This window comes from Halocatena pleomorpha (genome assembly GCF_003862495.1).
GTDB lineage: Archaea > Halobacteriota > Halobacteria > Halobacteriales > Haloarculaceae > Halocatena > Halocatena pleomorpha.
The window spans coordinates 50,433-74,674 of sequence record NZ_RRCH01000031.1; the positions used below are offsets into that span (position 1 = coordinate 50,433).

A 24,242-nucleotide genomic window follows, 5' to 3' on the forward strand; every position below is an offset into this window, starting at 1 on the left:
TCGGGCGTATGCTCATCGAAACCGCCACGCTCGCTGATGGTCGCGTCCGGGACGTTCGTGTCACAGACGGACAGATCGAGACGGTGGATCCGGCGCTATCCCCACGCTCCGAGGAGACTGTTCGGAACGCGGAGGAGAAGCTCCTGTTGCCAGGGATGATCGACACCCACGTCCATTTCCGTCAACCGGGGGCAGCCCACAAAGAAACGTGGACAACCGGGAGCAAAAGCGCAGCTGCGGGTGGTGTAACGACCGTGGTCGATCAACCGAACACCGATCCGCCGACGACGACCCCACAAGCGTTTGAAGAGAAACATGAACTCGCGCAGGCGTCGTACGTCGATTTCGGACTCAACGGCGGCGTGACACCGGACTGGTCGCCCGCGCTCCTCGAAAAACCGCTGTTTGCGCTGGGCGAGGTGTTTTTGGCGGATTCGACCGGAAACATGGGCATCGACACCGAGCTCTTCGAGAACGCCCTCGAACGAGCCACCGAACACGGCGTTCACGTCACTGTCCACGCCGAGGACGCGACGCAGTTCGATGAATCCGCCCGAAACCGATCCGATGCCGACGCATGGAGCGCCTACCGAACGCCCGACGCCGAAGTCACAGCCGTTGAGCGTGCGTGTGACATCGGGACCGCTCTCGACACCCAGATCCACATCGCCCACACCAGCACTCCGGCAGGCATTGATCGCGCAACCACAGCGGGAATGACGTGCGAAGTGACACCCCACCACCTGTTTCTCAGTCGGGACGATCTCGACGAACTGGGCACGTTCGGCCGGATGAACCCCCCTCTCCGGAACGAAGACCGCCGGCAGGCGGTGTACGACCGGGTAGCCGACGGCACCGTTGACCTGATCGCCACCGACCACGCACCCCACACGCGAGCCGAGAAGAATACCGGTGTCTGGGACGCCCCGAGCGGTGTCCCCGGCGTGGAAACCGCGTTGCCCCTCCTTCTCGAAGAAGCCCGCGCGGGTCGCCTCGGCTACGATCGGGTGCGCGATCTCACCGCCACGAATCCGGCGCGGCTGTTCGAATTGCCACGAAAGGGACGGATCAAGGCGGGACGGGACGCCGATCTCGTGCTCGTTGATCCGGACGAGTCGCGGACGATTACAGCCGATAACCTCCACTCGAACTGTGAGTGGACCCCCTTCGAAGGCCGACGAGGCGTCTTCCCCGAATGGACGATGGTCCGTGGCGAGATCGTCTACGAAAACGGCGAGTTCGGAGAGCGAGTCGGACAGAACGTCCGCGACCAGTAGAATCGCTTCGACACTTACACCCAAAGGATCGACGACACCGCGATCACGCCGACCATTCCGCCGAAGCCGAAGCCGCCGATCCGGGCCATCGCTCGCCGGGAGTCGTCCTCCGACCAGTTGGTTCCGGTGTCAAGATACCGTTGTGCGTTTTCGACGCTTGAACCTGCGAGCACCGAACCGGACCAGCCCAACAGCCCGAACCCGAAACAGAGCGCTCCGAGCGAAAACGCTTGTGTGCTCACAACAGCCAGACCGGACGGCGTGACGAGCAGGAGGACCACAACCCCGAGGACAGCGAGCACACCGCCCCCGAGGGCAGCCGAGCCGACCAGACGGACGCGATCGCGTATCCACGACCACAGCGGCCCGTTCGAACGTAACCGAGGGGTTCGGTCCATCGATACTCAGTCGATGGCGTCGCGCATCCGGGGATCGAGCGCGTCGCGCATACCGTCACCCAACAGGTTGAACCCGAGAACGGTCAGCGCGAGGAACAGACCGGGGAAGAACGCCCACCACCACGCGCTGTGGAGTCCGTATTCGACGCCGTTCGAGAGCATCCATCCCCATGACGGTGTGCCGGCCTCGGCTCCGAAGCCCAAAAACGACAGCGCCGCGAGATCGATGATCGCCAGCCCGAAGTTGAGCGTGCTCTGGACGGTGACCGGCGCGAGACAGTTCGGGATGACGTGGCGCACAAGCACCCGGAAATCGGTTGCGCCGAGCGCAACCGTGGCGTCGATGTACTCGTCTTCCATCACCTTGAGCGCAGCACCCCGGACGACACGAGCGAATCGCGGGGTGTACACGAGTACCAGCGCGATCACGGCGTTTTGGAGACCGGTACCGAAGATGGCGACCAGTGCGAGCGCCAGCAGCAACGACGGAAACGCGAGCAGCACGTCCATCGTCCGCATGATGACGTTATCGACGATGTCGCCGTAGTACGCGGCGAGGATCCCCAATCCAACACCAAGGACCGTCGACGCGCCGACGGTAACGGTACCCCACTTCAGCGCGAGCCATGCGCCGTACATCACGCGCGGGAAAATGCTCCGGGCCTGCCCGTCCAATCCGAACGGATACCGCAGGCTGGGCGGGGCTTCAGCCATATCTGAATTGCCACTGAGATTCGAGAGTGTGATCGCTTCGTACTGGCCGTCAGTCAACGGCGGGAGACCGCCGATGAACACCCGAGCGTAGATTGCGAGACCGGCGATCGTAGCGATGATGAGCAATCCCACGATCGCCAGCCGATTCGATGCGAGCTCCGAGAGAAACTGTGAGTCACGAATCCGGGCCAACAGACCGCGAATCCCTCGTTTCCGTCCGTTCGCGTGTGTGTGTGTGCTCATTGTTACTGTTGGATGCGTGGGTCGAGATAGGAGTACGTGATGTCGACACCGAGGTTAACGAGTGTGAAAAGCAGGGCAAACACCAACACAGTACCCTGCACGACAGGATAGTCGCCGACATCAATCGCGTCGACGAGGATCATACCGATCCCTTCGATACCAAACACTGTCTCGGTCAACACCGCGCCGCCGAGCAACGTCCCGAACTGGATTCCAATCACCGTGATCACCGGGATGAACGCGTTCTTTAGCCCGTGTTTCAGGAACGTTATCCGTTCACCCTGCCCTTTAGCGCGGGCCGTCCGGATGTAATCCTGCCGGACGACTTCAAGCATAGACGACCGCATCATCCGGGAAATCAATGCCATCGAGTAGAACCCGATGACCGACGCCGGAAGCACGAGGTGTCTTACAGCAGACACGAACGCGTCGTACCGGGCGAGTAACAGCGTGTCAAGGGTGATCAATCCCGTGCGCGGGAGTTCGTGTCCGAAGAAGAGCCACGTATCACTGAGGAAATACTGCTGAGCGATCCGACCGTTCGTTGGGAAGATTCCGAGCGTCACTGAAAACAGGATGATGACGATCGGTCCGCTCCAGAAGATCGGGACGCTGATCCCGGTCAATGCACCGATTCTCGTGATGTGGTCCGTGATCGAATCCTGTTTGATGGCGCTAATAACACCGAGCGGGAGACCGAGCAGGATGCCGATCAGCTGACCGTACACCGCGAGTTCGATCGTGGTCGGGATGCTGTTTTTTAGTATCGACGCCACAGACTGATTCGGTCGAAGTACGTACGACTCACCGAGCTTGAGCTGTGCCGTATCGGCCAAAAACCGACCGTACTGGACCCAAATGGGATCGCTGAGTCCTATCTCCTGCCGTACCATTTCTACCTGTTCCTGACTGGCACGCTGTCCGGCCATCACTCGCGCCGGATCGCCGGGGCTGATATGGAGCACGGCGAAAACGAGCGTGGCAACCCCAAGCAGGACTGGAACCAGCAGCAGGAGCCGCTTTACAACGAACCATTTCGAAGCCATCTACCTGTAGGCGGAGGCGAGTGTTGAAAAAACCCACTATTTCCGTCCAATCAGACGGAAGTATTACACGAACCCGTGAAGAAAGTACACGGTTGTAGCCGTAGGATCGACCACCGCAGACGCGTTCGACAGGCGATAGCCGCCGACGGATACGCCACTCGAAACAGCTATATGATAGATTACTGTTAATAAGTTGACCGAACAGAATCGCTATTCGACGGAGACAGTTCGGAGGAACGGTCCACCGACAGCCGACACGTTGTAGTCGGAGACACTATTTGAGACGCCACGCAGCACGTTCGTGTGATCAAGGAACACCCACGGCGCTTCATCGTGGGCGAGTTTGCCAGCTTCCCTGTACAGCCCTTCTCGTTCTTGAACGCTGCCAGTAATGGACCGGGCCTCTTCAACCGACGACATGAACTCCTGGTTGGCCCACCCACTCGCGTTTGTGGTTTGGTAGCCGTCGGTGTCGAAGCTCACCCAATCTTGACCGTCCGGACTCTCTACGGCGGGGTGAAGCAAGGGATAATAGAAGTTGTCCGGATCGCCGTTGTCGGTGTTCCAACCCAGGAAACAGGCGTCGTGTTTGCCCGTCTGGGTGTATTCCAGATACGGTTCCCACGACATCTGGCTGATTTCCGCGTTGATCCCGACTGCGCTGAGGTCCGATTTGACCTGTTCTGCGGTCTGTATCGGTGAGGGGATGTACGGCCGAGGGTTTTTGAACACCGCAAGCTCCATATTGAATCCGTTGCCGTGGCCAGCCTCTTTTAACAACGTCTTTGCCTGCTGTGGATCGTGGGGGTACGGATCGATGTTCTCATTGTAGCCCATCACCGACTCCGGGATCGGCTGGCTTGACTGGGTTGCGAGCCCTGAGAAGATCTCCTCGACGATGACTTTCGTATTGATGGCGTAGTTCATCGCCTTTCTGACACTTTTCTTCCGGAACGGTTTCATCCGTTCCATGTTGAGCGCGAGATAGCCGACGTTGAGACCGACTTTCTGCTGCACGGACACACCGTCGTTGTTTTCGATCCGACTGACTCCGTCCGGGTCGATCCCATCGATGATGTGAGTCTTCCCGCTGATGAGTTGAGACACCCGCGTCGAGTTCTCACCGACAGTACTGAAAATGACCTTACTGACTTCTGGCCCGTCGTTCCAGTAGTTTTCGTTGGCTCGTAAACGGATCTGTCGGCCGTTCTGTTCGTACTGATCCAACGTGAACGGTCCGGTGCCGATCGCCGTTGTGCTGAAGTCGGTCCCGCTCTCGATTTCCGATTTCGGAAGGACGCCGCCAGCGAATATTGCGAGATTCCGAAAGAACGGTGCGAACTTCTTTGTCAACTCGATTTCGAGTTCGTAGTCGCCAACGACCGACACCGACTTGATCTGCCCGAACACGATGTTCGAATACGCTGATACGTTCTTCTTTCCGATGTAATGTTTGTACTCTGGATCGGTGAGTCGACGGTAAGTTGCCTCGAAATCCTGCGCGGTGAACTCGTCTCCGTTGTGGAACTTTACGCCCTCGCGCAACGTGAGTGAGGCCGTTGTTCCGTCGAGAGTGTACTCTTTCGCTAGACTGCCCGTGATCTGGTTCTGTCCCGGTTTGAAATCGATGAGCTTGTCGTAGATCTGATTTGTGACTTTTACGTCCTCGCCGCTCGTTGTAACGTGAATATCGAGCGTCGAATTTCTAGCACCCCGACTGTACATGAGCGTTCCCGAAGGACCGTCACCGCCGCCAGAACTGGTGTCTTTGGGCGAGCCGGTACAGCCAGCCACGGACACGGTCGCCATCGTGGCTCCCGCTGCCTTTAGAAACGTTCGCCGACTATGAGTGCCATCCGTTTCCATACACACACAGGGTGAATGGCCAGATATAAGTCTACCGAATTAAACAATAGAATTTAACGTTGTGTTGTGTCTGGTTGATTATACAAGTGACAAGCCGCGGGGTGTGGCTCTTTTTGAAGAACAGGTTGGGTTCGCTCACATACACTTTCGAAGCGCTGCCTGAGCACATTCTGGGCTTCTGGCCATTTTCCATCGTCGATGAGATCGATGGCCCACGCGATGGTCATCCGATTCTCGCCCGTCAGATCACCATCAAATATGAGATCGACAAGCTGTTGTGCCGAAGCGTTCTCCGTTGCGTTCGATCTCTCGGCTGCTTCGACGCTGGTCCCACCGTCGGTGACGAACCCTTCTTCCTGGATTGCGTCGAGATCGACCGCTTTCTCTTCGACGCGCTGTCGGAAGTGCATTACTTCTCGGTAGGTCTCCTGATCGATTTCGATGCTCTCAGGAGGAATGACAGAGGGACAGCGCGTCCGGAACGAACAGCCGGACGGCGGATCGACGGGACTTGGAACGCCCCCTTCGAGGAGGATGCGCTCCGATTCCCGAGTCGGATCCGGAACGGGAACCGCGGACAACAACGCCTCCGTGTATGGATGCTTCTGATCGGAGAACAGTTCGTCTGTGCCAGCAACCTCCACGACCTTCCCGAGATACATCACCGCAACGCGGTCACAAATGTGACGAACTACTGATAAATCGTGTGCAATGAACAGGTAGGTGAGTCCAAACTCCTGTTGGAGATCTTCGAGGAGATTGATGATCTGTGCCTGAACGCTCACGTCGAGCGCACTCACCGGTTCGTCACAGACGATGAAATCCGGATCGACGGCGAGCGCGCGAGCGATGCCGACACGCTGTCGTTGTCCACCCGATAGTTCGTGTGGATACCGGTCACGCTGCGTTGGATCGAGACCAACTTCGCTCAGCAGTTCAGTGATACGGGCGTCCAGGAGATCCCGTTTCGCTCGGTTGATCTCGATCGAGAGTGTCAGTCCCCTGCTTCGTTCACTGATACTAATATCGATATCCTCCTTCGAGAGCACTTCTGTCCGGAGTTCGAGCGAGCCGACTTCTTGATCTCGAATCGTCACGGCGATGTCGCTTTCTTCGCGTTCGACCAGTTCTCCGAGAAGCGATTCAGTACCGGTCAGCTCGACATCTTGGCCGCCGAACACGTTGGCCGAAACGTCGAATGTTGGTTGATCGTGAATTTCGAGCGGCTCAGCGATCGTGCTTCCGACAGTCTGCCGAGGATCCAGACTCGACAGTGGATCCTGAAAAATCATCTGCATGTCCTGGCGCTTCTCTCGGAGTTCTGACCGGCCCAGATCATTGAGCACGTCGCCGGTAAACAGGACCGTTCCGTCGGTCGGCTCGGTTAGCTGTAGAATTGACCGACCAGTCGTCGACTTTCCACAGCCGGATTCACCGACCAACCCCAACGTCTCGCCTTCGTACACGCTGAGGTCGATGTCGTCGACGGCTTTGACCGTTCCTTCCCCGAACAGTTTGCCGAGAATACCGTCAGCTCGGGAGAAATGCTTCGTCAGACCGCGGGCAGACACCAGCGGATCCTCGTCGGTGTCGACATCGTGGCTGGATGTAGCGCTGACCCCCTCCGGACGGTATCGGCTGGTGTCGTAGTCCGGGAGAATGCATTTCGCGCGGTGATCGATCGACTCCGGACCGTTCTGGAGGTAGGGAATCTCACCCTCCTCACACTCGGGCTTGGACCACGGACACCGGGACGCGAAGTGACACCCATCAGGCATGTTGATGAGGTCCGGAACGTTGCCCTCGATTGGTGTGAGTCGATCCGTTCCTTCGTGGGGAATCGATTCGAGGAGCGTGTAAGTGTACGGATGGGACGGGTTGGTGAAAATCTCCTCGACAGGACCTTCTTCGACGATCTCGCCGGCGTACATAACTGCCACACGATCGCACGTTTCAGCGACGACCCCGAGATCGTGTGTAATAAACAGCACAGACATTCCGAGATCGTCCTGAAGATCGTTGATGAGGTCGAGAATTTGGGCCTGAATAGTGACATCGAGCGCCGTCGTCGGCTCGTCGGCAATGAGGAGTTTCGGACGACAGGCGAGCGCAATGGCAACGAGCACGCGCTGGCGCATCCCACCGGAGAACTCGTGTGGGTACTCATCGATTCGCTGAGCAGGTTCAGGAATTCCCACCTCCGCGAGCAGTTCGATCGTCTCCTCCCGGAGTTCCGCACTCATCCGTCCGGGAATGAGTGATTCGCTGATGGCGTTGCGCCACGTATCGGCCTTCTGTTCTCCATGGCGGTGAAGGTTGAGGCTTTCTGCGACCTGCTCGCCCACTGTGAGCGCGGGGTTGAGCGAAGTCATCGGATCCTGAAACACCATTCCGATGTCTCCACCCCGGACATCCCGTAACACCGGTTCGGGCGCAGCCATGAGGTCGACATAGCCGTCCTCGATGTACAGGTAGCCGTCCTCGTTTTCACGCACGATCGCGTCGGGATACAACCGCGCGAGCGATCCGAGCGCGTCGGCCCGGTCCGGGATGGTAACGTCGGGGGGAACAGCCGATCTGTCGACATGACCCTTGTTGATGTAGATAAACCCGTCGTGACGCCCAGTAACGATCTGATCGGGATACTGTTGTGCGACCCGTCTCACAACCTCCGGATCGTGAAACTCGATCTGTCCATCGACGATCTCTCCCGGCGAATCGACAAGATCCATCGTCGACAGGGCAGTGACGGACTTTCCTGATCCACTTTCCCCGACGAGACCCACGGTCTCCCCCTCGCGGATCGTGAGGTCGATCCCGTCAACCGCTTTCACCATACCGCGGTCGGTATCGAACTGTGTTTTAACGCCTGACAGAGAGAGTAAATCGGACACGGTTGGGAGCTGTATGGATAGGACAGTTAAATCGTTTAGGAATTATGATTATGACACGAACTGCCGGAAGACGTGCCAGCGAGGGTGTTCTTGAGGGAGCCACAGCACCGCTCTCAGTTCACACGGTAGTGGTTCTGTTGTCGGCTCTGATCCGATCAAGCAGGTCAGTCAGCGTTTGCTGCGCGAACCGTTCTTTGCGCTCTGTTCGCGCGTCGACACTGTCGATCAGATGCCGGGTGACGGTGGTCTTCGAGTCGTTCGATCCCCACGGTGCGGCGTTGGCGACAGCAATGTAGACGGTCCCGACGGGCTTCTCATCAGTACCACCCTCTGGTCCCGCAATGCCGGTGGTTGCGACACCCCACGTCGTGCCGGCAGTGTCACGGACGGCTTGGGCCATCTGGCGGGCGACCGACTCGCTCACCGCGCCGTGTTCGTCGAGCGCCTCTCGTGTGACAGCGAGTAGCTCCCGTTTAGCTCCGTAGGAGTACGTCACGACCGCGCGATCGAAGTAATCGCTTGATCCCGGAACGTCTGTGAGCAGCGAGCCGACTAGTCCACCGGTGCAGGATTCCGCCACCGAAACTGTGGCGTCCGCCGCCCTGAGTGCGGTCCCTACGCGCCGTTCGATCGGATCCTCGGTGTCATCGTTCTGTGACATACCGCTATGCAGACGATCCACGCCAATGTATCCACTCACTATCGGACCTCTGGGCGGTCACCTCCAGACACGACAAAAACGGATCGCTGTTCGAGGGGCAGTTGCTCCAAAACGCCGTTATCTCCCCACGAACGCCGTGATCGTTGCTGCCACTCGTTCGGGTTCACTCACGATCCCCTGATGGCCCATGCCCTCTAATTCGACCAGTTGGCTGTTCGGGAGTCGCTCGTGGAGCGTTCGGACGCCGTCCCGGAGGTGTTCGGGACCGTCTTCGCTCACCAACAGCAGCGTCGGCACGGAGAGATCGAGCGTCTCGTCCAGTCGGTACCGCTCGATCGCACGGTTCTGTCGAACAGCGATCTCGGCGTGGTCCAGCATTTCGGGAGTGAGAAGGTGATCGATGTGCTCCAATCCCGTCGCTTTCCGGAGATACAGCGCCATGGCTTGGCGTCGTTCTCCCGTCTCGATCAACGACTCCATCTCCGCCGCGAGTGTCGCGTCGTTCCTGTGATTCCCGACGAGTAGCGCCGGCTCATACAGGATGAGACGCTCTACTGGCGTCGTTCGTGCTGCCTCCAGCGCACAGAGTCCGCCGAAGGAGTGACCGAACACGGTTGGTGGCCCGTCGATCTTTTCCACGACCGCGCTGATGTCGTCACTCTCTCGATCGAGGCTGTACGCCGCTGCGTCGCCGCTTTGGCCGTGGCCGCGTCGATACGGCGCGACGACGGTGGTGTCTGTGACCAATTGTGGACGAAGGTGCGTCCAGAGGCTCTCTCCGAGTCCGCCGCCGTGAACGAGCACGAGCGGCGGTCCGTCTCCGACTTCTCTGTAGGCGATTTCCGCGCCATCAGTTGAGGTGACTGTCTGCATCGGTGGACGACGGTCGGAGACCTGTCTGGGTAAGGCGTTCTCTCATCTGTGAGGGCTTTTATACTCGACAAGGGAGTGCTCGATGAGCCACGCCTGTGCGCGCCGCAGACGTTCCGACAGCGACGACGCGGAGATCCCCAGCGTGGTGGCAACCTCTGTGAGCGTCGCGGTTCTGGGAATCTCGAAATATCCCATCTCGTAGGCGGTGTACAAGGCCTCACGCTGGCAGTCGGTCATTTTCGTCGGTTCGTTCCGGCTCTCCCCTAGGGTGGACTCCGTGAGGCGGTGAACGGAGAACGAGGCGGCGTTTTCGCGCCAGAACGCACAGTATTCGAGAAAGGCCGCCCGGTCAGCGAACCACCGCCGTTGAACCCACCCCTCTGGGACGACGGTGATGCGCTCGACGATCGACTCGTTGTCCGACAGCGCCCGAAGCCGTTCAGGTTGAGAGACAGTGGTTCCGAGCTGTTCCTCCATGGAAGCCGCCGGCAGCAGCTGATACTCCCGTGTGCTCCGTCCGCGGGCAATCAGCGAATGGGAGCGAACGAACGTCGACGCCTCGAACGCCCGTTCTAATGCCCCGAACGCCTCACCCGTGGCCCGAGTGACAAATGGCGGAAGGCCGGCCTGGTTTGGCTGACCCACCGTCAGATCGAGCGTCATTTCAGGAACGGCGGTCGCAACGTCGGTGAGCGGGAGCCGCCGGTATGTAACCTGATATTCGGCAATGAGACCCATCCCACTCGATCACGAACCGAGAGGAACATACACGTATTGATCGGATGTCGTACGATTACGGCTGGACAGTACAGCCGATGGGACGGGACGCGACCACCGTGACCGTCGTCGTCTCCGAAAACGGTGTGTAACGGATCCGATGCAGTTCGTCTCGACGGCACCCGCGTGCGTCCCTTTCGACCGCATCGAAAGCGACAGGAACGGCCACACACGAGGAAAGGTATGGAGTACGATCGGCCGCTGTTCTATCACGTCATGGAGTACGCGGCGGCGGCAGAGCGCGACACCGTGGATATGGTGAGCGGTAATCCGGACTGGGGACCGCCGGACGCGCTTCGAGAGGGTCTCATCGAGTACGCGAGCGGCGATCCCAGCCAGTTCCAATATCCACCGAGCGCGGGTCTGTCACAACTCCGCCAAGAGATCGCTGACAGGCGGGCCGTCGAGACGGAGCGGGTCATCGTCACCAACGGCGCTGGGGAAGCCAATCACCTCTCGATGGCTTCTGGCTTAGAGCACCATTCAGGCGACGAAGTGCTGTTGGCCGACCCTGTTTACCCCTACTACGCCGGCCGGACGCGGCTGCTGGGGGCGACACCCACGTTCGTTCCGGCGGACCGAACGGGACAGCTCGATCCGGACCGGGTACGCGAGGCGGCGAGTGAGGAGACGGCACTGATCGTCGTGAACAGCCCGAACAACCCGACGGGAGCGGTGTACGACCGGGATACGATGACTTCGCTCGTCGCCATCGCGGAAGCGAACGACGCGCTGGTGGTGAGCGATGAGGTGTACGACCATTTCGATTACACTGGCACCTTCGAGAGCGCGCTGTCGATCGACTCAGAGCACCGGATCGTGACGAACTCCTTCTCGAAATCGCTGGGCATCACAGGACTCCGCGTCGGATACGCCATCCTCCCAGAACGGTTGGTCGAGTCGATTCGAACCCGCCACATGCTCACGAACGTCGCCGGCAGCCGTCCCGCCCAGCACGCCGTTTACCGGGCACTCCGGGACACCGACCGCTCGTACTACGAACGAAACCGTGAGCGACTGCGCGACCGGATTGAAACGTTCACCGAAGCACTCGACGCGATCGGGGCGGAGTACACCCGTCCCGACGGCGGCTTTTACGTGCTCGCCCGGTTCGACGGCGTTCCCGGAACGCTCGAAAACACAAAACAGCTCATCGACGAGGCAGGCGTCGCTGGGATGCCCGGCGAGGCGTTCGGACAGGCGCGATCGGACTGGTTCCGGTTCGCGCTCGTCACCCAACGAGTCGACGACGCGGCTACCCGGCTCGAAGCCTTCATATCCGGCTGACGACGGTGTGCGCTGTGGAGGGTGAGATCGACGGCTACACAAGTTGGGACGGGATAGTCGGCGTATGAGCGACATCGAGGTCGAGGCGGTCGATTCCATCGAAACCATTGACGAGGAGGCGACGGTGGACGAAACCACCATCCCCTCCGGGGTCGACGCGCCGGAGTACGTCCTCTACGGTGGCAAAGGCGGGGTCGGAAAAACGACGTGTGCGGCCGCAACAGCGCTTGCAAGCGCGAACGACGGCACACCGACGCTGATCGTCTCAACCGATCCAGCGCACTCGTTATCAGATATCCTTCAACTCCCGGTTCCCAACGAACCGGCGCGCATCAGCGAGGAACACCCGTTGTACGGCGTGGAGATCGATCCCGAATCAAACGACGGACAGGGCGGGGCAACCCTCGATGGACTGTTCGATGGACTGGACGGACAGGGGTTCGGATTCGGGGTCGGAACGGGAATGGGTATGGGAATGGACGGTGAAAGCGGCGACACCGGGCCGACTGATCAGACTGCTGTTGATTCGGGACCGATGTTTCCCGGAGCCGATGAAACGGCCGCTGTACAGCTGTTACTCGAATATTTCGACGATCCCCGATTCGACCGCGTCGTCGTCGACACCGCTCCGACCGGCCACACGCTTCGATTGCTGTCTCTGCCCGATATCATGGATTCGATGGTCGGGCGCTTTCTCTCGCTGCGCGAACAGATGCGGGGGGCGCTCGGCTCAATGCCGGGACCGTTCGGTGCGCCGGACGCCGGTGACGGCATGGATCAGTTGGAGGCGTTCAGCGACCGGATCGAACACCTTCGGTCCGTCCTCCGGGATCCGGATCGCACGGAGTTCCGGGTGGTGCTCGTTCCCCAACAGCTGAGCGTCATCGAATCAAAGCGACTGCTCGATCGGCTCGAGGAGTTCGGGATCGCAACCGGTACTATCGTCGTCAACCGCGTCACCGAAACCGTCGAGCACCTCTCGGGCGTTGATCAGGGGGAGGTTGTGACACCCAACGTCGACGACTGTACGTTCTGTCAACACCGATGGGAGAGTCAACAGGAAGCACTCCAGCGCGCCCAATCGGTGTTTCGGGGTCGAGAGATCAAACGCGTCCCGTTGTTCGCGACCGAGATCCGTGGTCCTTCGATGCTCCGTCTGGTTGCAACGTGTCTGGATTGATTTTCGCCGTGATCGGCGTACAGCCAGACACTCGTGAACCGCCTGTTTGGGAACGACAGTCACGACGCCGGACGAAAGCCCAAGAGCAGCACGTCACAGCAACCGAAGGAGCTGTCGATACGCCCAATCACGAACGCCGTCCGGGAGGAATCGTGTTTTGAGCGCCAGTGTCCCGAACGACCCAGCTGGATAGCGCGCGTCGGGGTTAGGCGAGACGCCGGCTTCGAGGATCGTCTCCGCAACCGTTTCGGGAGGGACGGCGATGGGTGATTGCCCCCCGAACACTTCGGTGTCTTCATAAAACGTGTAGACGGCGTCGTAGCCGTCGGACTGATCGAGTTTCGAGAGTTCGGAGTCCGCCCGATCAGCGAACTCGGTCGAAACGGGACCAGCCTGAACGAGCGAAACATCGACGCCGTCGTCTTCGACTTCGACTCGGAGCGCGTCGCTCAGCGCTTCAAGTGCGTGTTTGGAGGCGCTGTACACGCCCATCCCAGGTACGGAAACACGTCCGACGACGCTGGAGACGTTGACGATCGTTCCGGTGCCGTGTTCGCGCATCGACGGAAGAACAGCACGGACGAGCCGGTGGGGTCCGTACACGTTCACGTTGAACTGATCGTCTAGCAGTTCAGTCGGAACGTCCTCGACCGGACCGAATTGTCCGTAGCCAGCGTTGTTCACGAGACAGTCGATCCGGTCCTGTTCGTCAAGGATACGGTCGACGACAGCCGTGATTGAATCCTCATCAGTCACGTCAAGCGCCGCAGTTTCACACCCCGCGTCCGCGAGTGATTCGATATCGTCGGTGTTTCGCGCGGTCGCGTACACCGTCCATTCCTCGTTGAGAAACGCTGTTGCGGTCGCATGGCCGACACCGGACGAACAGCCGGTGATGAGTACTGTCTTGTCCATATGTTGTACTCTCCGTGCGGCCCTACGTAACTGCCGTTTTCGGTTCAGTGATCGGAAAACAGAACCATACCGAGCATCACTCGATCGTGTCTTTGGCCTCGTCGGCAGCAGCGTCGGCCAGCCGAGTCGGTTCGGGAAGCTTATACGCTCCGCGACACCGGTCGATGATCGCCGTGGCGGTATCGGCGCTCAGTCGGTGTCCGGGACTGACGTACACCGGATTGATACGGTGGCTGTTAGGGTACTGGCGGGTCTGGAGCGCGTGACCAACAGTGGTACCGTCCGGTGTACTCATCGTCTCGTCGGCAACGATTTCGACCCGCTCGCCCGCGGCAAGCGCCGCCGTCGAGGACACCGGCTGTCCACAGAGCAGCGTTTTGGCCACGCCGATCGCCGGCAGATCCAGTGCCACGCCGATGTGAGTGGCTAATCCCGCCTCACGGAAGTGGATCCGTCCGCTGCCGTCGAACACGATGACATCCGGGTCGGTGGGCAGCGCCTCGAACGCGTCGAGAATCGGACCGCCCTCCCGAAACGAGAGCAATCCCGGAACATACGGAAACTCGATCGGGGTCGTTGTGTGGGTGCGGGCAACAACCGTCTCACCGCGGGTGAGGACGATCGCGCTCACGATCTGATCGTCAAGAAACGCCTGATCCACACCAGCAACGATCGGCGTCTCCGGCGTCGGTGTGTCGACTGTGACAGTTGTGGGATCGAAGTCGACCGCGTCTTCGAACACGGCCGTCTGGGCGATATCACGCTGGAGCGCCTCCATCTGGGTTCGGTTCATCGACGGATCGGGACGGAACCGCTCTCGGATCTCCGCCATCGTCAGAACGGGCCGCGCGGGCCACGACCTGGACCACCCGGACCTCGGCGGCGGCCGAGTTGGAGCTGACCAGGAGCGCTCATTCCTTGTGATTTCACGCGCTGACCGTACGCCAATCCGATGAGCAGCCCCGCGAGGTGAGCACCGTGTGCGATGCCACCCGCCGCTCCACCGATCATTCCGAGCGTCGACAACGCGGCGTACCCGATCGTGAGCACCCACAGCGGCATCGGAATGACACCGTACAGCCGCACCTGAAGATCCGGGTTCAGAACGGTGAGAACGCCCATAACGGCCATGATCGCACCGCTCGCACCCAACAGCGGCGCAACATCACCAGTCAGATAGCCGATAGCGATCTGGGCGAAGCCAGCGGCGATACCACTCCCCAAGAACAGCGCGGTGAACTTCGTCGATCCGATCTTCCGCTCGACGATCGGCCCGAAGAAGAACAACACGATTCCGTTGAACAGGAGATGAAAGAAGCCGCCGTGAGAGAAGATCGACGTGATCCACGTCCAGGCGTACAACGGATGGGCGGGGTTCAGCGTAAACAGGGCGTACCACAGTTGGGCAGTGAGGACCGTTTTTGAGAGTTCCTGTATGAGAAAGACCACTGCCATGATCGCGAGAAACACGAACGTCATGTTCCCTCGGAAGTAGCCCAACAGCCCGCCCGTTCCCGCGAGCCGCGTTTGCAATGTCGATTCTGACTCGTTCACGCTGTCGTCGAACCCGCTATCGAAGACACCGCCTGGGCTGTCCCAGTCCTCCAATCCAGAGCAGTTGTGACTCTCGGGAAGCCGGTGGTCACCACAGTACGTCCCACCACAGTGACGACACCGATAGGGCATACTTACTTGCTTCCCACAATTATCACATGTCGGCATCACCCCGAAATACGGGACAGCCAACAAAGGGGTTTGGGATGGAGACACTGCTGTGTATCGGCCGCGTCCATTCACGACGCACAAGACAACTACATCCGGCCGTCATCCGACACAGACAGCATCTATCAGAAAACGTAGTATCAAACCGACTGCTTCGATAGATAATGATGCTATCCCATGTTCAGTATAATATGTAACGCAGTATTTTAGGATATCTATCATTTCATGGGTAGCTACAAACAGCGTGCGGAAGCCGTGTAATGTGAATAGATTAACAAGAACTGTATTGTATTCGTCTATATCGACTCTCAATAGTAAAGCTTATAATATATGTGTTGGAACAATTTCCTACTGGGATACAGCCATGGTCCGCCCTTAGTGGCGATCGTTAGCGTGGCACCGTTCCCAGACGATACCCATGAAACGAGCAATCCGCGTTGCGTTGGTCGCGTTCGTGCTGTTGGGCACGATCGTGGGAGCCGGCGCGACACCCGCTATGGCGAGTAGTGCAGACACCACTCATGACGACGACAACTGTGGCGTTGACAACGACGGCGTCGATATTGATGACTCTGGTAACGTCATCATCGACAACGGCGAAGACAACGACCTCCTAGACCTCGGCTTGGATCTCCTGTAGGTGTAGGGTCACACCGTCGTATCGTCAGACAGATTCCTCGCTTTTTGTGTCGTACAAACGACAGCGACAGCTACAGCCCCTCTATCGCCCGTAGTCGGCGCTCGACCGCTGTCGGAGCGCCGCTTGGCGTGTCACGAACGCGGTGGTCGGGAACCACGAGCGGCACGGGATTGGCTCGCAGTGCGTTCCGGACAGTTTCGTGGTCGTCCGCGTCGAGTCCGCTGGTTCGAGCGAGTTGTTCGACATCGACAGATTGCCCGTACGGAATCTTCCGGGTCGATTCGAGCACCGATCGGTGGTCCGTCGACACTGTCAGTCCCGTCTCGACATCTTCGAAAGAGTCCTCACGGCCGTTCAGATACACGACGATCCGATCGAGCAGCGGATGCTCGTGGGCCGCGTTCTCCGGTAGCGATTCTGGAAACGCCACAGAAATCACTCGACCACCGACAACACCGATCTGCACGTACCGATCGAGATGGGCCGATTCGCGGACATAAATCCCAGCTCCCTCCTCGTCCATACCGATCGTACAGCAAACAGCGGCTTGAACGATTCGATCAGCTGTGTCGAGGACGTTGAAACTCCCGATTCAAAGAGTGACGGCTCTGGAGTCACGGGCGCTGTGCGGATTCGCGGCCGCGGTGAGGCTGCTCGCGGTAGAGTTATCAGACATAGTTACGTGTTATCATACATGGTCATCAACGACCGTACTCGCCGGGCGATCACTGCTGCCGTTCTCACGTGGGCCGGAGGCATGGCTGTGCTCGCCGTCGCCGGACTGGCGGCCGGCGTCTGGCGTCTCTCTGACCTGTGGGACCGAGCTGGTGCTGCTTTCTTGAGTGAGTTCGGGCTGATAGCTATCGTCGGCACGTTCCTACTCGTCGGCGGTCCTGTCTTTCTCCGGATACGGTATGCGCTTGTTGCACCGATCATTGGGTTCGTCTGCTATGTTGCCTATTGGGCGTTTCTCGGGGTAACGACGGGTGTCGGTGTCTCCGCACTGTACGTTGGCATCTTGTATGGACCCTACGCACTCGTTGGAATCGCGGTACTCACAGCTCTTGAATGGGTAGTCCGGTTGGGCCGACAACGGCGGGTTGAATCAGTACAGTAAGAAAGCCGGTGGAATCCAGATTCGTCGTGGCGGTTTCTGGCAACTCCAACTCACGAGCTTGATGGCCGTCACGAAGGAGTTCTTCACGGACTGGGTGGTGTTTCTCGGCTAGCGCTGGCGGAAAGTCCAACGCAAGCCTTATGTACAGATAAGTGCATTAGCGTACAATAATGGATGATGAAACGGCAGTAGAAAGTAGTGATCTCGCTCCCGCGGTGGCGTCTATTCTGGCTAGTGCACGCGAGCGGTCGGTGTCGGGCGAGCGGGTCTCCGTTCGTCCTCGGTCACTTCCAGACCGGCTCGATGTGGTCGGAAACGATCGCGTTCCGGTCATCGCGGAAGTGAAGCCGACGAGTCCGACGACAGAGGGGACGCGTACGGACGACCCCGTCGCGCTCGCCAAACAGATGGTGTCCGGTGGAGCGGCGGCGCTGTCGGTGTTGACAGAGCCGGACCATTTCGGCGGTTCGACCGAGACGCTCACGCGGGTTCGGGAGGCGGTCGATGTGCCGGTGCTCCGGAAGGATTTCATCGTTCGGGAATCGCAGTTAGACGCCGTCGAAGCCGACGTGGTGTTGCTGATCGCTCGGTTCGTCGACGATCTCCCGACCCTGCTGGCAGCTGCCCGTGACCGTGGGTTTCAGGTGCTCGTCGAGGTCCACACCGAGTCCGAGCTAGAGCGCGCGATCGACGCGGACGCGACGATCATCGGGATCAACAACCGAGATCTGGCTCGCCTCGAAGTGGAGTTGGAGACGTTCGAACGGTTGGCCCCCGACGTGCCCGACGGCGTGACGCTGATCGCTGAAAGCGGCGTCACGACGCAGGCAGACGCCGCACGAATGCGCCGAGCGGGCGCTGACGGGCTGTTGATCGGCAGCGCCATCATGGACGGTGACGTGGAAGCGAATACACAGCGGTTGACAACACGAGCATGAACGAAACGTTCGGACGATACGGCGGACAGTACGTTCCAGAGGCGTTGATGCCAGCGCTTGAGGAGTTGACCGACGCGTACCAACGGTACGTGTTGGACAACGAAGACGGGTTCATGGACGAGTTCCGCGAGCGATTGCGCGCGTTCGGCGGGCGACCGACGCCGCTCCAACACGCCGAGAAGCTTTCTGAGCGGTACGGAACGTCGGTGTACCTGAAACGAGAGGATCTCGTACACGGCGGTGCCCACAAACTCAACAACGCGCTCGGACAGGTGTTGCTCGCCAAATACATGGGCAAAGAGCGGATCATCGCGGAGACGGGTGCGGGCCAACACGGCACCGCGACGGCGATGGCGGCCGCCCACCTCGACATGCCGTGTGAGATCTACATGGGGCGGACGGACACGAATCGGCAACGCCCAAACGTCTTCAGAATGCGGCTCAACGACGCCGAGGTGACGCCCGTTGATGTCGGCCGGGGCACGCTCAAAGAAGCGATCAGCCAAGCGCTGCGCGATTGGGCACAGAGCGTCGAAACCACCCACTACGTGATCGGTTCGGTCGTCGGACCCCACCCGTTCCCGCAGTTGGTAGACGACTTTCAGGCGGTGATCTCCGAAGAGATCCGAGACCAACTCCACGAACAGACAGGAGGGCTACCCGACAGCGTTGTCGCGTGTGCAGGCGGTGGCTCCAACGCCATGGGGACGTTCCACCACTTCCTTGATGAGGAATCGGTCGACCTGTACGCGATCGAGGCGGGTGGCTCCTCGCTCGCTGTCGATGAAGAGCGCGGCGTGGCTCCCAACTCCGCGTCGCTTACGACCGGCACCGAGGGCGTGCTTCACGGCGCACGAACACGGGTCCTACAGGACAGTGACGGACAGATCATGGAGAGTCACAGCGTCTCAGCCGGGTTGGACTACGCCGGCGTCGGTCCCGAACTCTCTCACCTCGTCGAAACGGAGCGGGTCACACCCGAGTCCGTGGACGACGAGACCGCACTGGCAGGGTTCCACCGGCTCTCACAGACAGAGGGGATCATCCCCGCCCTCGAAACCGCCCACGCCGTCGGGTGGCTCGAAACGGCGACACCCGAACAGTTGGGCGAGCGGGTCGTGCTCACTGTGTCAGGCCGTGGCGACAAGGATCTCGAAACCGTTCTCGAAGAGACCGCTACTCACGACGTTCCGGAAGCACCTGAGATGGACGTGTTTTCGACCACCACGGGAGATGATCGGAATGCGTGAAAGCGATATCACCGCAGCGTTCGAAGACGGTCCGGCGTTCATCCCGTATCTCACGGCGGGCGATCCGACATTTGAATCGTCGATCGAATACGTTGAGGCGCTTGCACGCGGCGGGGCAGACGTTATCGAACTTGGTCTCCCGTTCAGCGAGCCGATCGCGGAGGGACCAACGATTCAACAGGCGATCGTTCGGTCGCTTGAAGGCGGGATGACGCCCGAGCGCTTTTTCGAATTCGTCGAAGCGCTCGACGTGGACGTGCCGCTGGTCTGTATGACGTACTACAACCTCATCTACCAGTACGGAGATGAAGACGGTCCACGGCCGTTCGTTGAGCGCGCGGCGGCGGCCGGAATCGACGGCCTGATAGCGCCGGATCTTCCGGTCGAGGAAGCCACACCCCTGCGAACGGCGTGTGACGCGCTCGGCTTGGATCTCATTTTCATCGTCGCACCGACGACCACTGACGAACGCCTCACGCCCCTGCTGGAGCACAGTTCGGGCTACGTCTACGTGCAGGCGCGCCTCGGTGTAACGGGTGCGCGCAGCGACGTGAGCGACCGCACGAGCCACAGCCTCGACCGACTCGACGGAGACGACCTTCCGGCCGCGGTCGGCTTCGGTATCTCGACGGGCGAACAGGCGGGCGAAATCGTGGCTGCGGGTGCCGACGGCATCATCGTCGGGAGCGCGCTGGTCGATATCGTTGCCGAGGGGTATGAGAACGATCTGGCGACCGAGGAAACCGCTGAGCGTCTTGAAGCGAAAGCGAGAGAACTCACCGCCGGAATCATCGAACAAGGACAGCCACGATCGGAACGGCTTTGAACGAGGCCTGGTAGACAGTAACATGATCATGACTACAGGAGTACGAGCACGTCTCGAACGGATTGGCACAGGGGGACGATACGTAATCGTCCCGATGGATCACGGTATCACACTCGGGGCCATCACTGGTCTCGAACGAATCGAACGGACGATCGACGCGGTCACCAACGGTGGGGCTGACAGCGTCCTCACCCAGAAAGGGATCGCTGAGCGCGTCCATGGCAACGCAAACGGCGCGGGGTACATCGTTCACCTCAATGGATCGACTGTTTCCGGACCCGATACGAACGACAAACGCATCACGGGGACGGTGAAAGCCGCGCTGCGGCGCGGTGCTGACGCGGTGTCGATGCATATCAACGTGGGCAGCGACCACGAGCCAAAGCAGATCGAGGATCTCGCGGAGATCACCGAGCGCGCGGCGGAGTTCGGCCTGCCAGTGTTGGCGATGACCTACGCCCGTGGTCCAGGCGTTGACGAACACGACGCCGACGCGCTCGCTCACGCGGTTCGGCTTGGGGAAGAACTCGGGGCCGACCTTGTCAAAACGGCCTACAGCGGTGATCCGGGCAGCTTCGAGCAGGTAACCGACGCCACCTCGTTGCCGGTCGTCATCGCCGGTGGAAAGCCCGATACGGATTACGAATCATTGCAAGCGGTCCGTGGAGCGATGGACGCCGGAGCGGCGGGCGTCTCGATGGGACGCACCGTCTTCCAGCACGACGATCCCGAGGCCATCACGCGCGCAGTTGTGGATGTCGTTCACGAGGACCGCACCGCAGAGGAAGCGCTGCAACGAGCAGGGCTAACGATCGAAGCGTAACTGATCCTGGTCAGCTCACCGGTATCGATCGAGTGCGCCCGGAAGTTGTGAGACGCCGTCGAGCGTTATCGTCGGTGAATCGATTCCGGCGACCGCGTCGGTCCGGAGCGATGTGTCGTGTGGCACCCACACTGATTCGAGTCCGGCAGCGTGTGCGCCAGCGACGTCGCATCCGATCGAATCACCGACGTGAACCGCGTCCTGAGGGCGAGCGTCGAGCGGGGACAGTGCCCGTTCGAACGGCTCCGTGGCCGGCTTCGCAGGCCGCCCCGGCTCGGAAAATACCGTTATGTCGAACGAGTCATCGATCCCGAGCGTTTCGAGTTTCGTCTGTTGGGTGTCCCGTCCGCCGTTGGTCACGAGACCGACACGGTATTCTGCTGCGATCGTTTTGAGCGCCGTCCGTGCTCCCGCCCGAAACCGAACGTCCGTCGGATCCGGCTCCTCGTAGGCGGTGACGAGATCGTCGGCAACGCTCATGGCTCTTTCTTTCTCTTGAGCGAGTGAACGAAACAGCCGCCGACGGAACTCGTCGGCGCTGTCAGCGTCGATCCCTGTCATCTGGCGACGCATATCGCCCACCCCGAAAAACGGCTCGATCCCGGCGCGCTCAAACGCACTCGCTAGGCGCTCGTCAGTCGGCCGTAACTGCTCACAGATCGTCCCGTCGAGATCGAACAACACCGTCGTAATCGCCATTTGTAATTCTCTCTTTTCATTATGTAAAAATCTATCGCCGGTGCGTCACGACCAGTCACGATTCACCATGCTCAATAGGGTTCATGTCTACCATCCGGTCATGACACGTGCCGTCTGGCTCAAAGCAGACGATGAGGTCGGAGACTGGGAGACCCGACGCAAACGGATCACGATGGGGTTGGAAGCCGGCGTCGACTGGGTGCTCGTCGAGAAAGAGGACGTAGGACGTGTTCGGGAACTGGGCACAGTAAACGTCGCAGCACTGGATACCGACAGTGCACCCGCGACCGACGCCGAGGGAGAACCAACTGAGAACGATCGTCCCGACGCACTCGTTGCCGGGAAGAACAGCGAGGGCGATGGAACGCTCGATCTGCCGGGCGAACATTCCGGCTCGGCGGATATTTCCCTGCTACAGCGGGAAGACGACCCGACAAACGGGGCGTTCGTCCGCATCCGTGGCGAGGAGTACGAAGCGTTCGCGGAAACCGCGGCCGAACACGCCGAGTACACGATCGTCATCGGTGAGGACTGGACGATCATCCCGCTCGAAAATCTCATCGCCCGCATCGGTGAGGAGACGACGCTCATCGCAGGCGTACAAACAGCGGATGAGGCCCAGACGGCCTTCGAGACGCTCGAACAGGGGGCGGATGGCGTATTGCTCGACACCGACGATCCCGACGAGATCCGGCAGACAGTCGAAGTCCGGGACGCCATCGGGCGCGAGACACTGGATCTCAAACCAGCGAGAGTGACCGATATCGAGCAGATCGGCTCGGCTGATCGGGTGTGTGTCGACACGGGAAGTCTCTTTGAACACGAGGAAGGGATGCTCGTCGGAAGCATGAGCCGCGGACTGTTTTTCGTTCACGCCGAAACCGCTGACTCGCCCTATGTGGCGTCTCGTCCGTTCCGCGTGAATGCGGGAGCGGTTCACGCGTATGCCCGAACGCCGGACGGAACCACCAAATACCTCTCGGAACTCGGCAGCGGTGATACGGTGCAGATCGTCGACACCGAAGGCAACACCCGCGAGGCCGTGGTCGGGCGGGCGAAGATCGAGCGCCGCCCGATGTTTCGTGTTCAGGCCGAAGTCGAGGGTGACATGATCGAAACGCTGCTTCAGAACGCAGAAACCATCAAAGTCGCCACGCCCGAGGGCCGAAAATCTGTCACCGATCTCTCTGTGGACGATACGGTGCTCGTGTATCACGAGGACACCGCGCGCCACTTCGGGGAGGCCGTCGAGGAGACCATCATCGAGAAGTAGTAGAAGTTACTCCATATCGATCGAGGCGTCGGCGGGATCGACTACCTCGCCGGTGTCGGGATCGACGCCTACGCGGTCACAGACATCGCCAAGCGGACACGCCTCAGGATCATCCAAACAGGCGGGTTTTCGAGCCGTACAGTACTCCCGCCCGAACTGGATGCTGGCGGTGTGCCCGAAGCCACATTTTGCTGCCGGTACCGTTTCTTCGAGCACCGCACGGACGGCGTCGTGGTCACTATTGGGGGGTGCGATACCGAGCCGTCGGTAGACGCGGTGGACGTGGGTGTCGACCGGGAACACGCCGTCGTGACCGCTGGCGAACAACAACACGCAGTCTGCGGTTTTCGGTCCGACGCCCTTCATATCGAGCAGCGCGTCCCGAACGTCGTCGTACGCACCATCCTGCACGAATGAATCGAACGCCGCAGCGTCGCCGTACTCCTCACACACCCGCGTTGCGATCCGGATGATCGTGTTCGACTTCTGGTTCTGTAGTCCCGCAGAGGAGATGGTTTCCGCTAGTTTCGAGCGGTCGGCATTCGCAAGCGCGGTGGCGAGACCGCTGTCGCCGTACTGATCCACGAGCGCGTCGTGAGCGGGCTGGCTTGCCGCGTCGCTCGTGTTCTGGCTGAGGATCGTCCGGATGAGACACTCGAAGGCGTCTTGCCCGCCGTAGGTCTTCTGCCAGTATAGCTCCCCGAGCCGGTCCACGACCGCCGCAGCTGGTGTCGTTGGGGCGTCGGACTCGAACGCTGGGGATCGGTCCCCATCCGACTGACCACCGCTGATGTTCGTGTGAGGCTCCTCGGTCATACACCCA

General features: G+C 60.1%; 24 protein-coding genes. 10 read left to right on the forward strand and 14 right to left on the reverse strand.

Annotated elements, in window-relative coordinates; all coding sequences use genetic code 11:
- Positions 1–8: 8 nt before the first annotated feature.
- Positions 9–1,277, forward strand: a complete 1,269-nt coding sequence (locus EIK79_RS14420) for a dihydroorotase (protein ID WP_124955896.1) — start codon at positions 9–11, stop codon at positions 1,275–1,277.
- A 14-nt stretch (positions 1,278–1,291) separates the two neighbouring features.
- On the opposite strand, the gene EIK79_RS14425 is transcribed toward EIK79_RS14420, so the two are convergent.
- From EIK79_RS14425 to EIK79_RS14460, 8 genes are all read right to left on the reverse strand, one after another.
- Entirely contained in the window at positions 1,292–1,675 is a 384-nt protein-coding gene (locus EIK79_RS14425; RefSeq protein WP_124955898.1) for a DUF7268 family protein, read from the reverse strand.
- A gap of 6 nt (positions 1,676–1,681) precedes the next feature.
- A complete protein-coding gene (locus EIK79_RS14430) occupies positions 1,682–2,632 on the reverse strand; it encodes an ABC transporter permease (RefSeq protein ID WP_124955900.1) in 951 nt (316 codons plus the stop codon).
- A gap of 2 nt (positions 2,633–2,634) precedes the next feature.
- Positions 2,635–3,678 carry an ABC transporter permease gene (locus EIK79_RS14435; protein WP_124955902.1) on the reverse strand — a complete coding sequence of 348 codons (1,044 nt, stop codon included), beginning with the start codon at positions 3,676–3,678 and terminating at the stop codon, positions 2,635–2,637.
- 210 nt (positions 3,679–3,888) lie between these two features.
- The gene (locus EIK79_RS14440) at positions 3,889–5,544 is read right to left on the reverse strand and encodes an ABC transporter substrate-binding protein (RefSeq protein WP_124955904.1); all 1,656 of its coding nucleotides are present in this window, start codon (positions 5,542–5,544) and stop codon (positions 3,889–3,891) included.
- 53 nt (positions 5,545–5,597) lie between these two features.
- Entirely contained in the window at positions 5,598–8,381 is a 2,784-nt protein-coding gene (locus tag EIK79_RS14445; RefSeq protein WP_394337785.1) for a dipeptide ABC transporter ATP-binding protein, read from the reverse strand.
- A 175-nt stretch (positions 8,382–8,556) separates the two neighbouring features.
- Complete coding sequence (locus EIK79_RS14450) at positions 8,557–9,099, reverse strand: CinA family protein (RefSeq protein ID WP_124955908.1); 543 nt, start codon at positions 9,097–9,099, stop codon at positions 8,557–8,559.
- A gap of 117 nt (positions 9,100–9,216) precedes the next feature.
- Positions 9,217–9,972 (reverse strand): alpha/beta fold hydrolase, encoded by a 756-nt coding sequence (locus EIK79_RS14455; protein ID WP_124955910.1) that lies wholly within the window; start codon positions 9,970–9,972, stop codon positions 9,217–9,219.
- A gap of 42 nt (positions 9,973–10,014) precedes the next feature.
- The gene (locus tag EIK79_RS14460; protein ID WP_124955912.1) at positions 10,015–10,710 is read right to left on the reverse strand and encodes a helix-turn-helix domain-containing protein; all 696 of its coding nucleotides are present in this window, start codon (positions 10,708–10,710) and stop codon (positions 10,015–10,017) included.
- 222 nt (positions 10,711–10,932) lie between these two features.
- On the opposite strand from EIK79_RS14460, the gene EIK79_RS14465 reads away from it, so the two are divergent.
- Together EIK79_RS14465 and EIK79_RS14470 are read left to right on the forward strand one after the other, a co-directional pair.
- The gene (locus EIK79_RS14465) at positions 10,933–12,036 is read left to right on the forward strand and encodes a pyridoxal phosphate-dependent aminotransferase (protein ID WP_124955914.1); all 1,104 of its coding nucleotides are present in this window, start codon (positions 10,933–10,935) and stop codon (positions 12,034–12,036) included.
- A gap of 64 nt (positions 12,037–12,100) precedes the next feature.
- Positions 12,101–13,216 (forward strand): ArsA family ATPase, encoded by a 1,116-nt coding sequence (locus EIK79_RS14470; RefSeq protein ID WP_124955916.1) that lies wholly within the window; start codon positions 12,101–12,103, stop codon positions 13,214–13,216.
- A gap of 93 nt (positions 13,217–13,309) precedes the next feature.
- Here the strand turns inward: EIK79_RS14470 and EIK79_RS14475 are convergent, their stop codons facing one another.
- The 3 genes from EIK79_RS14475 to EIK79_RS14485 form a co-directional block, all read right to left on the reverse strand.
- On the reverse strand, positions 13,310–14,131 hold the full coding sequence (locus tag EIK79_RS14475) for an SDR family oxidoreductase (RefSeq protein WP_124955918.1): 822 nt from the start codon (positions 14,129–14,131) through the stop codon (positions 13,310–13,312).
- A 76-nt stretch (positions 14,132–14,207) separates the two neighbouring features.
- A complete protein-coding gene (locus tag EIK79_RS14480; RefSeq protein WP_124955920.1) occupies positions 14,208–14,963 on the reverse strand; it encodes an endonuclease V in 756 nt (251 codons plus the stop codon).
- A gap of 2 nt (positions 14,964–14,965) precedes the next feature.
- Positions 14,966–15,853 (reverse strand): rhomboid family intramembrane serine protease, encoded by an 888-nt coding sequence (locus tag EIK79_RS14485; RefSeq protein WP_124955922.1) that lies wholly within the window; start codon positions 15,851–15,853, stop codon positions 14,966–14,968.
- 418 nt (positions 15,854–16,271) lie between these two features.
- Here EIK79_RS14485 and EIK79_RS14490 point away from each other — a divergent pair, with 418 nt between their 5' ends.
- Complete coding sequence (locus tag EIK79_RS14490; RefSeq protein WP_124955924.1) at positions 16,272–16,493, forward strand: hypothetical protein; 222 nt, start codon at positions 16,272–16,274, stop codon at positions 16,491–16,493.
- A gap of 70 nt (positions 16,494–16,563) precedes the next feature.
- On the opposite strand, the gene EIK79_RS14495 is transcribed toward EIK79_RS14490, so the two are convergent.
- Positions 16,564–17,016 carry an MGMT family protein gene (locus EIK79_RS14495; protein ID WP_124955926.1) on the reverse strand — a complete coding sequence of 151 codons (453 nt, stop codon included), beginning with the start codon at positions 17,014–17,016 and terminating at the stop codon, positions 16,564–16,566.
- Positions 17,017–17,187: 171 nt separating this feature from the next.
- On the opposite strand from EIK79_RS14495, the gene EIK79_RS14500 reads away from it, so the two are divergent.
- The 5 genes from EIK79_RS14500 (at position 17,188) to EIK79_RS14520 (ending at position 21,447) form a co-directional block, all read left to right on the forward strand.
- Positions 17,188–17,610, forward strand: coding sequence for a hypothetical protein (locus EIK79_RS14500; protein ID WP_124955928.1), 423 nt, complete (start codon positions 17,188–17,190; stop codon positions 17,608–17,610).
- Between the two features lie 170 nt (positions 17,611–17,780).
- Positions 17,781–18,548: an indole-3-glycerol phosphate synthase gene (gene trpC, locus EIK79_RS14505; protein WP_124955930.1), complete on the forward strand. Its 768-nt coding sequence runs from the start codon at positions 17,781–17,783 to the stop codon at positions 18,546–18,548.
- The gene (trpB, locus tag EIK79_RS14510) at positions 18,545–19,798 is read left to right on the forward strand and encodes a tryptophan synthase subunit beta (protein ID WP_124955933.1); all 1,254 of its coding nucleotides are present in this window, start codon (positions 18,545–18,547) and stop codon (positions 19,796–19,798) included. The genes trpC and trpB overlap by 4 nt, the downstream gene beginning before the upstream one ends.
- Positions 19,791–20,624, forward strand: a complete 834-nt coding sequence (trpA, locus tag EIK79_RS14515) for a tryptophan synthase subunit alpha (RefSeq protein WP_124955935.1) — start codon at positions 19,791–19,793, stop codon at positions 20,622–20,624. The genes trpB and trpA overlap by 8 nt, the downstream gene beginning before the upstream one ends.
- Before the next feature lie 28 nt (positions 20,625–20,652).
- Positions 20,653–21,447, forward strand: a complete 795-nt coding sequence (locus EIK79_RS14520) for a 2-amino-3,7-dideoxy-D-threo-hept-6-ulosonate synthase (protein WP_124956033.1) — start codon at positions 20,653–20,655, stop codon at positions 21,445–21,447.
- A 15-nt stretch (positions 21,448–21,462) separates the two neighbouring features.
- Here the strand turns inward: EIK79_RS14520 and EIK79_RS14525 are convergent, their stop codons facing one another.
- Positions 21,463–22,146 (reverse strand): HAD family hydrolase, encoded by a 684-nt coding sequence (locus EIK79_RS14525; RefSeq protein ID WP_124955937.1) that lies wholly within the window; start codon positions 22,144–22,146, stop codon positions 21,463–21,465.
- A gap of 100 nt (positions 22,147–22,246) precedes the next feature.
- Between EIK79_RS14525 and EIK79_RS14530 the strand changes: the two genes are divergently transcribed.
- Entirely contained in the window at positions 22,247–23,419 is a 1,173-nt protein-coding gene (locus EIK79_RS14530) for a 3-dehydroquinate synthase II (protein WP_124955939.1), read from the forward strand.
- 6 nt (positions 23,420–23,425) lie between these two features.
- Here EIK79_RS14530 and EIK79_RS14535 read toward each other — a convergent pair whose 3' ends face one another.
- Complete coding sequence (locus EIK79_RS14535) at positions 23,426–24,235, reverse strand: endonuclease III domain-containing protein (protein WP_124955941.1); 810 nt, start codon at positions 24,233–24,235, stop codon at positions 23,426–23,428.
- Positions 24,236–24,242: the final 7 nt, after the last annotated feature.

What these genes read in the sequence shown, in the direction of transcription:
- EIK79_RS14420 (WP_124955896.1), top strand. Translation starts at nt 9, where the DNA reads ATGCTCATCGAAACCGCCACGCTCGCTGATGGTCGCGTCCGGGACGTT.
- EIK79_RS14425 (WP_124955898.1), bottom strand. Translation starts at nt 1,675, where the DNA reads ATGGACCGAACCCCTCGGTTACGTTCGAACGGGCCGCTGTGGTCGTGG.
- EIK79_RS14430 (WP_124955900.1), bottom strand. Translation starts at nt 2,632, where the DNA reads ATGAGCACACACACACACGCGAACGGACGGAAACGAGGGATTCGCGGT.
- EIK79_RS14435 (WP_124955902.1), bottom strand. Translation starts at nt 3,678, where the DNA reads ATGGCTTCGAAATGGTTCGTTGTAAAGCGGCTCCTGCTGCTGGTTCCA.
- EIK79_RS14440 (WP_124955904.1), bottom strand. Translation starts at nt 5,544, where the DNA reads ATGGAAACGGATGGCACTCATAGTCGGCGAACGTTTCTAAAGGCAGCG.
- EIK79_RS14445 (WP_394337785.1), bottom strand. Translation starts at nt 8,381, where the DNA reads ATGGTGAAAGCGGTTGACGGGATCGACCTCACGATCCGCGAGGGGGAG.
- EIK79_RS14450 (WP_124955908.1), bottom strand. Translation starts at nt 9,099, where the DNA reads ATGTCACAGAACGATGACACCGAGGATCCGATCGAACGGCGCGTAGGG.
- EIK79_RS14455 (WP_124955910.1), bottom strand. Translation starts at nt 9,972, where the DNA reads ATGCAGACAGTCACCTCAACTGATGGCGCGGAAATCGCCTACAGAGAA.
- EIK79_RS14460 (WP_124955912.1), bottom strand. Translation starts at nt 10,710, where the DNA reads ATGGGTCTCATTGCCGAATATCAGGTTACATACCGGCGGCTCCCGCTC.
- EIK79_RS14465 (WP_124955914.1), top strand. Translation starts at nt 10,933, where the DNA reads ATGGAGTACGATCGGCCGCTGTTCTATCACGTCATGGAGTACGCGGCG.
- EIK79_RS14470 (WP_124955916.1), top strand. Translation starts at nt 12,101, where the DNA reads ATGAGCGACATCGAGGTCGAGGCGGTCGATTCCATCGAAACCATTGAC.
- EIK79_RS14475 (WP_124955918.1), bottom strand. Translation starts at nt 14,131, where the DNA reads ATGGACAAGACAGTACTCATCACCGGCTGTTCGTCCGGTGTCGGCCAT.
- EIK79_RS14480 (WP_124955920.1), bottom strand. Translation starts at nt 14,963, where the DNA reads ATGGCGGAGATCCGAGAGCGGTTCCGTCCCGATCCGTCGATGAACCGA.
- EIK79_RS14485 (WP_124955922.1), bottom strand. Translation starts at nt 15,853, where the DNA reads ATGCCGACATGTGATAATTGTGGGAAGCAAGTAAGTATGCCCTATCGG.
- EIK79_RS14490 (WP_124955924.1), top strand. Translation starts at nt 16,272, where the DNA reads ATGAAACGAGCAATCCGCGTTGCGTTGGTCGCGTTCGTGCTGTTGGGC.
- EIK79_RS14495 (WP_124955926.1), bottom strand. Translation starts at nt 17,016, where the DNA reads ATGGACGAGGAGGGAGCTGGGATTTATGTCCGCGAATCGGCCCATCTC.
- EIK79_RS14500 (WP_124955928.1), top strand. Translation starts at nt 17,188, where the DNA reads ATGGTCATCAACGACCGTACTCGCCGGGCGATCACTGCTGCCGTTCTC.
- trpC (WP_124955930.1), top strand. Translation starts at nt 17,781, where the DNA reads ATGGATGATGAAACGGCAGTAGAAAGTAGTGATCTCGCTCCCGCGGTG.
- trpB (WP_124955933.1), top strand. Translation starts at nt 18,545, where the DNA reads ATGAACGAAACGTTCGGACGATACGGCGGACAGTACGTTCCAGAGGCG.
- trpA (WP_124955935.1), top strand. Translation starts at nt 19,791, where the DNA reads ATGCGTGAAAGCGATATCACCGCAGCGTTCGAAGACGGTCCGGCGTTC.
- EIK79_RS14520 (WP_124956033.1), top strand. Translation starts at nt 20,653, where the DNA reads ATGACTACAGGAGTACGAGCACGTCTCGAACGGATTGGCACAGGGGGA.
- EIK79_RS14525 (WP_124955937.1), bottom strand. Translation starts at nt 22,146, where the DNA reads ATGGCGATTACGACGGTGTTGTTCGATCTCGACGGGACGATCTGTGAG.
- EIK79_RS14530 (WP_124955939.1), top strand. Translation starts at nt 22,247, where the DNA reads ATGACACGTGCCGTCTGGCTCAAAGCAGACGATGAGGTCGGAGACTGG.
- EIK79_RS14535 (WP_124955941.1), bottom strand. Translation starts at nt 24,235, where the DNA reads ATGACCGAGGAGCCTCACACGAACATCAGCGGTGGTCAGTCGGATGGG.